Below are 11,621 nucleotides of genomic sequence, written 5' to 3'. Positions count from 1 at the left end.
CTCGAATTCCTCCAATTCGCCGCCGGACTTCAGATTCCAGCCACTGCACTATCCTTACAAAATATTGACGTTTGCGTAAACGTCAAATTTTGGACACGCGTTGAAATTTTGATGAAGATGATCGACGGGAGGACGAACGTCCACGCAATGCGGCCCCTCTCCAGCGCCTGAAAGATCCCGCCTGCTCGCAAGAATATCAGGGCGTGAGACAGCAGAACCGAAATAAAAGGTTAAGACTTCAGGCAAACTTAACGAGTTGTTTACCACGTTTCGTAAATTGTATGAGTTGAGCAGCAGTGCTTCGCGTCTATTCAACTTATCCTTCGATAGGCGCGCCGTTTTGCAGCTCGGTTTGAGGAAAGCCAATACATTTATCCCTTTCCAAATGGCGGGATGCGGGCGGTGCGGCAAAGCCACGACGTCTTCTTTCCGTCAGCATGTTGGCCCCGGGTGGTCCATAGTTCGAAGCGAGCAAAGATATGAGCGGATCGCGATCAAATCCTAACGGCACGGGCGACTGGGCATCGCTGGATGCTCTGAGCCGCACGATCGAAGGACTGGAAGCGCGCATCGAGGGGCTGATGGGCACGGCCGCCTCGCGCGATACGCGCCAGCGTGCCGTCGCCGGCTATGCACCCGCCCCGGAACGTGCCACCGCAGCCGAACGGATGCCGCAGCGCACCGAGCGCGAGCAGTTCGCCAGCCGGTCATATGAACGCCCATTGCGCAACGAAAGCGATCTTCGTGCCGATCCGCTCGCCGAAATCCGTCAGCGTCAGCGCGCGCTCGAAGCAAGCCGCGAGCGGCAGGTTCGCCGCGAAGATACGGCGCATGCCGAGCCGCAGCCGGCCCGGCGGCCGCTCGATGCTTATGCTCAACGCCAGCCGATGCGCCCTTCCGCTGAAAACTCGGTCGACATCGCGCAGGCGCTCGTCAATCTTCGTCAGGATCTGAAGCGCGACATCGCCGACAGCGTGAGCCGCGAGATCAACGCTTTGCGGGCCGAAATCCGCGATATCCGCGAGAATGCCGAGGACAAGCATTTCGTCGCCGATGTCCGCGAGGACATGGCTCGGCTCGCCAACAGCATCAATCAGCTCGCCGGCCAGCCGGAGACGGCGGGCCTGAAAGCCGAATTCGATGAGCTGCGCTCGCTGATGGACGGCCTTGCCCGCGAGGAATCGCTGCATCACGTCGAACGCCAGATCAAGGCGATCGATACGACGGGGCTGCAGGACGAACTTGTTTCACTTGCCTATCGCCTTGACGACATCAAGCAGCATCTCGGCGGCATGAACCACAGCCCGGCCGTGCAGGCGCTGGAAAACAAGCTGTTGACGATCGCGACCGCGATGGAAAGCCTCGGCTCCATGATGCAGCCACAGGATCAGGCGATGCAGCGGTTGGAAGGCCGCTTGAGCGGCCTTGCCGATCAAATCGACCTGATGGGCCGCGATGCGGCGCGACGCCAGCCTGCGGACGACCTTTCCGGCCGTCTCGAAGCGCTCGCCATGCGCATCGACGAGCTGGGCAGCGCCAAGGCGGTTGCCCGTCTCGAGGAACGGCTGGACCAGCTTTCGCATCTGATGGAGCGTTCGCAGAAGGCCGCACCGCAGCCCGAACTCGTCACCTATCTCGCCGATATCTCCCACAAGATCGATGCGCTGGAACACGGATCCATCGGCAACGTACTGGCCGACCGGCTGGATTATCTCGCTCGCCGCATCGACGAGATCGATTTCCATCCGTCCGCGCCGGCCGCAAGCCTCGACGACAGCATGGCGCGTCGCCTGGAGGGCCGCCTCTCCGACATCGCAGCCCGGCTGGAAGCGAGCACTGCCGCCCCGCCGACGGATACGCAGGCGCTGCGCAGTCTCGAAGAGCAGATCGCCCATCTCTCGACATTGCTGACGAACGAGCCAAGGTCCGTCGCCGATCACATGCCCGCCGACTTCGACCGCCGGATGAGCGCGATCGAAGATTATATGGCGACCAATGACGAATATATCATCGAGGCGGCCCGCCATGCGGCGGAAACCGTCGTCGAGGCCTATTCGCGCGAAGGCATGACGGGCAACGGCGCACAGGCCGCCGACATGTCCGCGCTGGCGGCACTTGCGGAGGACCTTCGCCATCTCGAGGATATCAGCCGCGCCAGCGACGAACGCACGCACCGCACCTTCGAGGCGCTGCACGATACACTGCTGCAGATCGCCGACCGGCTCGACCACATGGAACATCGCAGGCCGGCGCCTCCGATGCCGGCTGCGACATTCGAAAGCGACGTCTTCGCCCAAGAAGATGCGCCAGCCATAAAGCCGCCGATGGCCGCTCAGCAGCAGAAGGCCGGGCCGATCATCCGCACGGTCGCATCTGCCGAACCGGCCATCTCCTCCGAAGCCGCCGTTGCACAGGCGATCGACGCCAATACAAAGGCTGAGATCAAGGCTGCCGCCAAGAGCGGAAAGGCCAGCCTCTTCGCCAGCCTCGGCAAGCGCCTCTTCACGCCGGAAAAGGCCGAGCCGATCTTCCCGCCGGACCGCCCCGTGATCGAACAGGCGCCGTCGATCGATCCGGCCGACCTGATGCCCGGCGAAGAAGCCAACGAATTGCTGGAGCCAGGCTCCGGCGCTCCCGACATCAAGAAGATCCTCGAGCGGGTACGCGCCAGCCAGAATGCGTCGCGCAACGGAAATGCGCGTCAACCGACGGAAAACGAACGGGCCGATTATATCGCGGCAGCCCGGCGCGCCGCGCAGGCGGCAGCGATGGAAGTCGACCAGACGCAGCGCTCGGCTCCCGCCCCCAAGAAGGACGCGAAAAAAGGCGGGGCATTCTCGCGCTTCCGCCGGCCGATCCTGCTGGCCGTCGGCGCGGCACTTCTCGCCATCATGGCCTTCCCGCTGGTCAACACGCTGACGCGCGGCCAAAAGGCGCCTCCGCCTGCCGAAATCTCGACGATGATCGCGCCGCCGGCCAATGCCGCCGGCAATAACATCGTGGCGGCTGCGAGCCCGGCCGCGAACAATCAGCAGCCCTCGGTCAACCAGGCTGCAGCCCCCGCAGCATCGGCCGAGGCTGTGGACACGCAGGCCGCGAGCGGCCCCGCCAATCCGGCAACTGCGCCTGCGAGCGACCACCTGACAGCAGCAGCGCCGCTCGACGGCAACCAGGTCGCAAGCGAGACCCTATCTCCTGGCGGCAGTGCAGCGCCCGCACAACAGACGGCTGCCTTCGTCCAGCCGGACAAGGCGGCCGCAGCTCCCGTCGCCATCCCGGCGGCACCCGAGATCACGGTGCCTGACGGCATCCAGCCGCCATCGCTCGTCGCGGCCGCCAAATCAGCCGATCCCGTGGCGCTCTTCGAAATCGGCGCACGCTATACGGACGGCCGCGGCGTTGCGGCCGATATGAAGCAGGCTGCAAGCTGGTATCAGCTTTCGGCCGACAAGGGTTATGCGCCCGCTCAGTACCGCCTTGCCAGCATGTACGAGAAGGGCAATGGCGTCGACCGCGACCTCGTCAAGGCCAAGCAATATTACGAGCAGGCAGCCAATCAGGGCAACGCCAGCGCCATGCACAATCTTGCCGTTCTCTTTGCTTCGGGCACGGCCGGATCTCAGGATTACGATAGCGCGGCAAGCTGGTTTACCCGCGCCGCCAATCTCGGCGTCTCCGACAGCCAGTTCAACCTCGCCATCCTCTATGCACGCGGCAACGGCCTGAAACAGGATCTGCAGGAATCCTACAAGTGGTTCGCGATCGCCGCAAAGAGCGGCGACAAGGACGCCGCCCAGAAGCGCGATGAAGTCGCCAACGCCATGAAGCCGGCCGACCTCGAAAGCGCTCGCGCCAAGGTCGACCTCTGGAAGGTGCAGCCGGCCGATGCCAAGGCCAACGGCACCGACATTCCCGACGAATGGACGACCGGCAAGGGCGTGAACACGGCCTCTATCGATATGAAGAAGGCCATCCGCAACATTCAGGCCATCCTCAACAAGAACGGCTTCGACGCCGGTGCGCCGGATGGCTCCATGGGCGACAAGACCGTGGCCGCCCTGAAAAGCTTCCAGAAATCTGTGGGGCTGCCGGCGGACGGACGGGTGACCGATCAGGTGGTCAAGGAGCTTCTGGCCCGAAACAAGTAGATTTGGGCCTCTCTTCGGAAAACAGCCAATCGATCATGCCGGCGCAATCGCGCCGGCATTTTGTTTGGCCGGTCGGAACGGCCTCATCTCGCACGCGCCGTCCACCCATGCTCTCGCAACAATGTCACAGAAATGCGGAAAAAGCCGCGTTAGACTGTGGCCGGCCATTCGAAAACTGGAACAACACGGCTTTTCCTAAGGCTCTGGCAAGGATTTCAGATTAGAATCCGCCGTTTAAAAGGGGACTATGGTTCAGGCTCGGCCATCGGCCGCCTGCAGGTGGGAACAACGCGTGACGATCTATCTGCCGATCGCAGAACTGTCGGTGAATATCCTCATTATTCTCGGCATGGGCGCCGCCGTCGGGTTTCTTTCCGGCATGTTCGGCGTCGGCGGCGGCTTCCTCATCACGCCTCTCCTGATCTTCTACAACATCCCGCCCGTTGTCGCGGTCGCCACCGGCTCCAATCAGGTCGTCGCCTCCTCGGTATCGGGCGCGCTCACGCATTTCCGCCGTGGTTCGCTCGATCTGAAACTGGGCGCGATCCTGCTTGCCGGCGGTCTGGCGGGCGCGACATTCGGCCTTTGGCTATTCGTCCTGCTGCGCCGGCTCGGTCAGATCGACCTGATCATCTCCCTGATCTACGTGGTGCTGCTCGGCACCGTGGGAACGCTGATGCTGTGGGAGAGCGTGCGGGCGATGCGCCGGGCCGCCGGCAAGCTGCCGCCGTCGACCGGCAAGCCGCGCCACCACAACTGGGTGCAGCGGCTGCCGTTGAAGCTGCGGTTCAAGAAATCCAAGCTCTATCTCAGCGCCATCCCGGTGATCGGTCTCGGCTTCTTCATCGGCATGCTGACGCCGATGGGCATCGGCGGCGGCTTCATCCTGGTGCCCGCCATGATCTATCTGCTGCGGGTGCCGACCAATGTCGTCGTCGGCACCTCGCTGTTCCAGGTCATCTTCGTGACCGCCTTCACGACAATCGTGCAGGCGGCCACCAATTATTCCGTCGATGTCATCCTGGCCTTCCTGCTGATGGTGGCGGGCGTGATCGGCGCGCAATACGGCGTGCGCGTCGGCCAGAGGCTGCGCGGTGAGCAATTGCGCGCCCTGCTCGGCCTGCTCGTCCTTGCCGTTGGCCTTCGCTTGGCAATCGCCCTGGTGGTCACGCCGGCCGAGGTCTATTCGGTCGTCATGGAAAGCGTGAGCCGATGAGAGGTTTCGGGCTGCCAGAGCATTTCCCCGCAATTCCCGCAAAACGGCTGCGCACGTTCGGGGGAATTGCCCTGGTCGCCGCACCATTGCTGCTTGCGCCGCTTGCCGGACAGGCGCAGGTGATGCTCGATCAGCCGACGACCTCGACCACGGCGCGAGAGACGATGGAAATCGGCACCTCGACGAGCGAGATTGCCATTACCTCCGACTTCACCGGCGCCGATCTGACGATTTTCGGCGCCTTGTCCAATACCGACCAGCTGCTTCTGGCGATCGGTCAATATGACATCGTCGTCGTGCTGGAGGGTCCGCGCGAAAACGCCACAGTGCGACGGAAGGAACGGGTCTTCGGCATCTGGGTCAATACCCGCTCAATGACGTTCGAGCATGTGCCGGAAGCCTATTCGCTGTCGAGCACGCGCGCCGTCGACAATATCACCACACCGCTCGAACTCAGCGATCGCGGCATTGGCGTCGAGCATATTCCGCTGACGCCGCTCGGTTTCGTCGGCAATGTCGGGGATGTTCCGGAATTCCGCAACGCCTTCCGGCGGCTGCAGAAGACAGGCGGCCTCTATGAAAGCGATCCGGCCGGCGTGCGCTTCGTCAGCTCCTCGCTGTTCAAGGCGACGCTCAGAATTCCCGCCGACGTGCCGAATGGCGTACATACGGTGCGGGCCTATCTCTTCAAGAGCGGCAAGTTCCTGAGCGAGAAATCCTTGCCGCTGCGCGTCATCAAGACCGGCATCGAACAGACCATAACCGATGCCGCGCACCAGCAGCCGATTGCCTATGGCGTCTTCTCCGTATTGCTGGCGCTCGTCACCGGATGGGGTGCGAGCTTCATGTTCCGGAAAAACTGATCAGCCGCTTTTTCGGCGGTTGACGACTTCGAGATAGGCTTCCGTCAAGCGACCAAGCACCGAGGGCGTGTCCGGCGGCAGCACCTTGCCGAGATGCTTGGCGCGCAGCTCATCCATGAAATCGTCCCAAAGCTTCTGACCGCCATCTTCCAGAAGCTCCGCCCGGATCGACAGCTCTTCCGATACCGGAAGATACTTGCGGCCCCAGGCGCCCATATGGGCGAAGAGCGGCACGAGGTCGATCGCCATTTCCGTAAGGCTGTAGACGGCCTTCTGCTTGTGGGTCGGATCATCCTCGCGCGTCAGCAGACCACGCTCGACCAGCCGCTTCAGGCGATCGGCGAGAATATTGGAGGCAATCCCCTCCTGCGACTTCTGCAGCAACTCGCGAAAATGCCGGCGATTGCCGAACATGATGTCCCTGATGACGATCAGGCTCCAGCGGTCGCCGAGAATTTCCAGCGTCAGATTGATCGGGCAGCCGGAACGATGCAGCGCGTCCATAATGATCTCCAAAAAACCACTTGCATTTTGCCATCAGTTTGACTAGCTTGCAACCACTTGCTTTTAGCAACCAGTTTTGATTATGGTGCAGTTGTCACGTTGGAGGAAATGATGAGAAAGCTTGTTATCTGGAATCTTATGACGCTTGACGGCTATTTCGAAGGAACCAAGCCCTGGGATCTTGATTTTCATATGCTCGCCTGGGGCGACGAGCTGGAGAATTATGCGAAAGATCTCGGCAAGGAAGGCGATCTGCTGATCTTCGGCCGCAAGACCTATGAAGGCATGGCCGCCTATTGGTCGACCGCGACGGAAACGCCCGACATCGCCGCCTATATGAACGGAATCGCCAAGATCGCCGCCTCGCGGACGCTCGACAAGGCGGAGTGGAACAATACCCGCGTCGTCAACGACATTGTCGCTGAAGTGAAAAAGCTGAAGGAAGAACCCGGTAAGACCATGTTCGTCTTCGGCAGCGCCGAGGTAACAGATGCGCTGCTCAAAGCGGGGCTGGTGGATGAGCTTAGGATCTGCCTCGTTCCTGTCGTGCTGGGCTCCGGCAATCCGCATTTCAAACCGGCATCCGAACAGCTGCCGATGAAGCTCATCGACTCCACGCCTCTCAAGACCGGAGCTGTCATCCTGCGTTACGAGCCGTTGAAGTAACTTAGGCCGAGAGATTGCCGAACCGCACAGAATAGATGCGGTCACGGCCGAGCAGGTGCGCAATCAGGCTCTCCCGCTCGAAGAGGCCGGCCATCGCCTTGTGGCGAAGATCGAGGCCACCGGTCATCACGCCGAAGGCAGGCATCAGCAGACGGGCGCCATCCGTTGCAAAGCACGGACGGCGCACCGATTTCTCGCGGCGCCGAACGGTGGCCGAGGGATGCAGATGGCCGGCAATTTCGCCGGCCTGCAAACCCGCCTTCGGCTCATGGCGGAACGTCAAACCAGCGTAATGCATCTCATCGACCGAGTGCCCCGGCAGATCGACCGTACCGTCCGGATCGTGATTGCCGTTGATCCAGATCCATTCGCGGCCGCGGGCCATGTTGACGATCAGGCTGCGAAACGCTTCCGGCAGATGCTGTGAACCGACCCGATCGTGGAAATTATCACCAAGCGACACCACGAGTTTCGGATCGTAGCGTGCGATGGCAGCGGAAAGAACGGTCAGTGTCGCCAGCGTATCGTAAGGCGGCAGCAGCATGCCGCGACGGGCGAAGGCCGCTCCCTTTTCCAGATGCAGATCGGAGACGACGAGAATGCCGGCATCCGGCAGATAAAGCGCACCCATCGGATCGCAGACGGCGGCGACACCTTGAACGACGGTCTCGACGCCCGACGCACTGGCTGCGCCGTTGCCTTGAGCATTCATATCTCGCGCTAGCGCTAGGCGGTTCATCACCTTTAACAATCTACCTTCGTCGTCTGCCTTGCGGCATCCCTATTCCATCGCCTCGCGGATCAAATCGTCGGCCGCTTCAGCAAGCAGGGAATCGTGGGCCTCGCCCGGCACCGGCAGCTTGCCGATCTCCAGCATCACCGGCACGGCGAGCGGGGAAATATGGTCCAGCGCGCGATGGGTGATATGGCCCTTGATTCGCTTCAGCATATCCGCAAGTCGTCCAATATCCAAAAGCCCGGTCGCAGCATCCTGCCTCGTCGCCTGCAGTAAGATGTGGTCCGGCTCATGGCTGCGCAGCACATCATAGATCAGATCGGCCGAAACGGTCATTTGCCGGCCGGTCTTTTCCTTGCCCGGATGCCGGCGCTCGATCAAACCGGCAATCACGGCGCAATTGCGGAAGGTGCGCTTCAAAAGAAAGGATTCATCGAGCCAGGCTTCGAGATCGTCGCCGAGCATATCCTCGTCGAAGAGATCGGAGAGGCTGAGATGGCCGTTGGCGATCATCAGTCCCATATCCTCCAGCCCCCAGATGCCAAGGGAATAATCGGTCGCGACGAAGCCCATGGGCTTGGCACCGGCGCGCTCCAGCCTTCGGGTCAGCAGCATGCCGAGCGTCTGGTGCGCCAGCCTTCCCTCGAAAGGATAGGCGACCATGTAAGCACGGCTGCCGCGCGGGAAAGTCTCGATCAGAAACTCATCGCGCTTCGGCAGGAGCGATTTCTCGTTCTGAATTTCCAGCCAGTCGCGCACCTGATCCGGCAGACGGTGGCGCCGGTCGGGATCGGCAATCATCGCCCGCACCTGATCGGCGAGGTATGTGGAAAGCGGAAACTTGCCGCCGGCATAGGAGGGAATTTTCGGATCCAGCGAGAAAGCCTGCGAGGCCAGGCATTCGCTCTCGCGGATGCCTTCGAAGCGCAGAACCTTGCCGGAAAACAGGAAAGTATCGCCGGGCGAGAGCTGCTCGACGAAATATTCCTCGACCTTGCCGAGCGGAGCGCCGCCTCTTCCAAGCGAGCCCAGCGCGTTGCGTTTCACCAGGCGGATATTCAGCATCGCCTCTTCGACGATCGTGCCGAGATTCAACCGGTACTGCTGGGCGACTTGCGGATTGGAGACGCGCCAGCGCCCATCCGCCGTCTTGCGGATGCGGGCATAGCGCTCATAGGTTCGGAGCGCATAGCCGCCGGTGGCGACGAAATCGACGATGCGCTCGAAGGTCTCCCAGGAAAGCTCGGCATAGGGCGCCGCACTCTGAACCTCGTCGTAAAGCTCCAGCATATCAAAGGGCTCGGCGCAGGCCATGCCGAGCACATGCTGGGCAAGCACGTCGAGCGCACCGGCGCCGATCGGTGGCGTATCCTGCGCGCCGGTATAATTGGCATCAAGCGCTCCCTGGCATTCCATGACCTCGAAGCGGTTGGCCGGCACGAGGATTGCCTTCGAGGGTTCATCCATGCGGTGGTTGGCGCGGCCGATGCGCTGGGCAAGGCGGCTTGCGCCCTTGGGCGCACCGACATGGATGACGAGATCGACATCGCCCCAGTCTATGCCGAGATCGAGTGTGGAGGTGGCGACGACGGCGCGCAGCCGGTTCTCCGCCATGGCGGCCTCCACCTTGCGGCGCTGGCCGACATCGAGCGAGCCGTGATGCAAGGCGATCGGCAGATTGTCGTCATTGGCCGACCACAGCTCCTGAAACAGCATTTCGGCCTGCGAGCGCGTGTTGACGAAGAGCAGCGTCGTGCGATGCGCCTTCAGCTCGCGATAGATATCGGGGATCGCATATTTGGCGGAGTGGCCAGACCAGGGGATACGCTCTTCCGTCGCAAGGATCGAGATATCCGGCTTGGCGCCACCCTCGACAATGACGAGGCCGGCGTGGCGCTCTTCCCGCGGCTCTTGCGCCACCAGCCATTTCTGCAGGTCCATGGGATCGGCAACGGTCGCCGAAAGGCCGATGGTTTGCACATGCGGCGCCAGCTTGCGGATGCGGGCAAGGCCGAGGGACAGCATATGACCGCGCTTGGAGGTGACGAGCGAATGCAGCTCATCGAAGATGATGTATTTCAAATCCTTGAAGAAGCGCTCGGCTTCGCGATTGGCGAGCAACAGCGCGACCTGCTCCGGGGTCGTCAGCAGGATATCCGGTGGATTGAGCTTCTGCCGCTGGCGCTTGCCGCTTGGCGTATCGCCCGTGCGGTTCTCGACCGTGACAGGCAGCCCCATTTCGGAAACGGGCTTCATCAGGTTGCGCTCGATATCGACCGCAAGCGCCTTCAGCGGCGAAATGTAGAGCGTATGAATGCCGGTGAAGGCCGAACCGGGCGGGATCTTGCCGCGCCGGGTGATATCCGTCAGCGACGGCAGGAAGCCGGCGAGCGTCTTGCCGGCGCCGGTGGGCGCAATCAGCAACGTGCTTTCACCCGCTTCGGCGCGGGCCAGCAATTCCAACTGATGCGCACGCGGCTGCCAGCCCTTTTCCGCAAACCAGCGGGTGAAGGGGGCAGGCAGGGCAACAGGGGGCTTCGGCTCGATCTGGTCCACGGGGTTCAATGTAATGAATATGCGGCGGATGAGAAGCCGGGGAGGATGGTGAAGCACAAGGATGGGCCGCACGTTCTTTTACCAAGGCCGCCTTAGGCCCATTGATTTCCCCACACGCCGTCATCCTCGGGCTCGACCCGAGGATCCAGACACAAGCACTTCCGATTGGTGCCTAAATCTCTCAAAGGCAATGATCGATATCCCCTCGTCGGCCACAGCCCATGATTACTAGGCTTGGGCGTGGATCCTCGGGTCGAGCCCGAGGATGACGGAACCCTTCTTCCGGCAGCTGCAATAACCAGAAATTTCGCGCTCATTCGCCCAGCAACAACTCTGTCGCATTCCCTACTTGACTCCTATCATAATCATAGATAAAAAATATCCATGATTTGAAAGGCACCAAAATGAAGCTCGGAGACGGCGTCGAACAATCCATCCATTGCGTTGCCATGCTGGCGGGATTGTCCGATGGTGGCGTGCTTTCGGCTGCGGCGCTTGCCGAATTTCACGGCGTTTCGGTCAGCTATCTTCTGAAGCATCTGCAGGCGCTTTCGGGCGCCGGCATTCTCGATACCGTGCCGGGGCCGAAGGGTGGCTATCGGCTGGCGTGCAAGCCGGAGGAGATCACCCTTCTCGATATCGTGCTGGCGGCAGAAGGCCCCGCACCAGCCTTCCGCTGCGCGGAAATCCGCCAGCGCGGCCCGAACCCGCTGGAGGGGCGCTACTTCGCCAAGCCCTGTGGCATCAACGCCGCCATGCTGGCGGCCGAGCGCGTTTATAGGGCCGAGCTGGCCAAAACGAGCATCGCCGACGTGCTGACCGACCTCAGGCAGACGGATACGGACGGCGGCATCGCTGCGAGAGGCTGCGCCTTTCTTGAGCTGCATGAACGCAGGACCAAAAACTGAACCTCAAATTCAAACCCAAGGAGA

The 11,621-nt window shown here is 61.7% G+C and carries 9 protein-coding genes; 5 read left to right on the top strand and 4 right to left on the bottom strand.

The window, feature by feature from the left end:
• Positions 1-54: 54 nt before the first annotated feature.
• Entirely contained in the window at positions 55-417 is a 363-nt protein-coding gene (locus tag PH552_RS21070) for a hypothetical protein (RefSeq protein ID WP_183762626.1), read from the bottom strand.
• Positions 418-479: 62 nt separating this feature from the next.
• Here PH552_RS21070 and PH552_RS21065 point away from each other — a divergent pair, with 62 nt between their 5' ends.
• The 3 genes from PH552_RS21065 to PH552_RS21055 all read left to right on the top strand — a co-directional run bounded on the left by PH552_RS21065 (position 480) and on the right by PH552_RS21055 (position 6,227).
• Complete coding sequence (locus PH552_RS21065; protein ID WP_285166271.1) at positions 480-4,148, top strand: peptidoglycan-binding protein; 3,669 nt, start codon at positions 480-482, stop codon at positions 4,146-4,148.
• A 292-nt stretch (positions 4,149-4,440) separates the two neighbouring features.
• Positions 4,441-5,364 carry a sulfite exporter TauE/SafE family protein gene (locus PH552_RS21060; protein WP_183762620.1) on the top strand — a complete coding sequence of 308 codons (924 nt, stop codon included), beginning with the start codon at positions 4,441-4,443 and terminating at the stop codon, positions 5,362-5,364.
• Positions 5,361-6,227, top strand: coding sequence for a TIGR02186 family protein (locus PH552_RS21055; RefSeq protein WP_246698529.1), 867 nt, complete (start codon positions 5,361-5,363; stop codon positions 6,225-6,227). The genes PH552_RS21060 and PH552_RS21055 overlap by 4 nt, the downstream gene beginning before the upstream one ends.
• Here the strand turns inward: PH552_RS21055 and PH552_RS21050 are convergent, their stop codons facing one another.
• Positions 6,228-6,731 carry a winged helix-turn-helix transcriptional regulator gene (locus PH552_RS21050; protein WP_113249470.1) on the bottom strand — a complete coding sequence of 168 codons (504 nt, stop codon included), beginning with the start codon at positions 6,729-6,731 and terminating at the stop codon, positions 6,228-6,230.
• Positions 6,732-6,842: 111 nt separating this feature from the next.
• Here PH552_RS21050 and PH552_RS21045 point away from each other — a divergent pair, with 111 nt between their 5' ends.
• Positions 6,843-7,397, top strand: coding sequence for a dihydrofolate reductase family protein (locus PH552_RS21045; protein WP_112343766.1), 555 nt, complete (start codon positions 6,843-6,845; stop codon positions 7,395-7,397).
• Between the two features lies 1 nt (position 7,398).
• Here the strand turns inward: PH552_RS21045 and pdeM are convergent, their stop codons facing one another.
• Complete coding sequence (pdeM, locus tag PH552_RS21040) at positions 7,399-8,136, bottom strand: ligase-associated DNA damage response endonuclease PdeM (protein WP_183762760.1); 738 nt, start codon at positions 8,134-8,136, stop codon at positions 7,399-7,401.
• A 42-nt stretch (positions 8,137-8,178) separates the two neighbouring features.
• Positions 8,179-10,689: a ligase-associated DNA damage response DEXH box helicase gene (locus PH552_RS21035; protein WP_285166277.1), complete on the bottom strand. Its 2,511-nt coding sequence runs from the start codon at positions 10,687-10,689 to the stop codon at positions 8,179-8,181.
• 404 nt (positions 10,690-11,093) lie between these two features.
• Here PH552_RS21035 and PH552_RS21030 point away from each other — a divergent pair, with 404 nt between their 5' ends.
• The gene (locus PH552_RS21030) at positions 11,094-11,597 is read left to right on the top strand and encodes an RrF2 family transcriptional regulator (RefSeq protein WP_183762617.1); all 504 of its coding nucleotides are present in this window, start codon (positions 11,094-11,096) and stop codon (positions 11,595-11,597) included.
• Positions 11,598-11,621 lie beyond the last annotated feature (24 nt).

Origin of the sequence: Rhizobium aureum, assembly GCF_030182495.1 — a bacterium.
Classification (GTDB): Bacteria; Pseudomonadota; Alphaproteobacteria; order Rhizobiales; family Rhizobiaceae; genus Rhizobium; species Rhizobium tropici_C.
Note: the sequence above shows the minus strand (reverse complement) of the source record. Positions and strands in the feature narration are given on the sequence as shown.

Bases quoted from the DNA above. Each gene is read 5' to 3' on its own strand.
- PH552_RS21065 (WP_285166271.1), top strand. From the start codon at position 480: ATGAGCGGATCGCGATCAAATCCTAACGGCACGGGCGACTGGGCATCG.
- PH552_RS21055 (WP_246698529.1), top strand. From the start codon at position 5,361: ATGAGAGGTTTCGGGCTGCCAGAGCATTTCCCCGCAATTCCCGCAAAA.
- PH552_RS21050 (WP_113249470.1), bottom strand. From the start codon at position 6,731: ATGGACGCGCTGCATCGTTCCGGCTGCCCGATCAATCTGACGCTGGAA.
- PH552_RS21045 (WP_112343766.1), top strand. From the start codon at position 6,843: ATGAGAAAGCTTGTTATCTGGAATCTTATGACGCTTGACGGCTATTTC.
- pdeM (WP_183762760.1), bottom strand. From the start codon at position 8,136: ATGAACCGCCTAGCGCTAGCGCGAGATATGAATGCTCAAGGCAACGGC.
- PH552_RS21030 (WP_183762617.1), top strand. From the start codon at position 11,094: ATGAAGCTCGGAGACGGCGTCGAACAATCCATCCATTGCGTTGCCATG.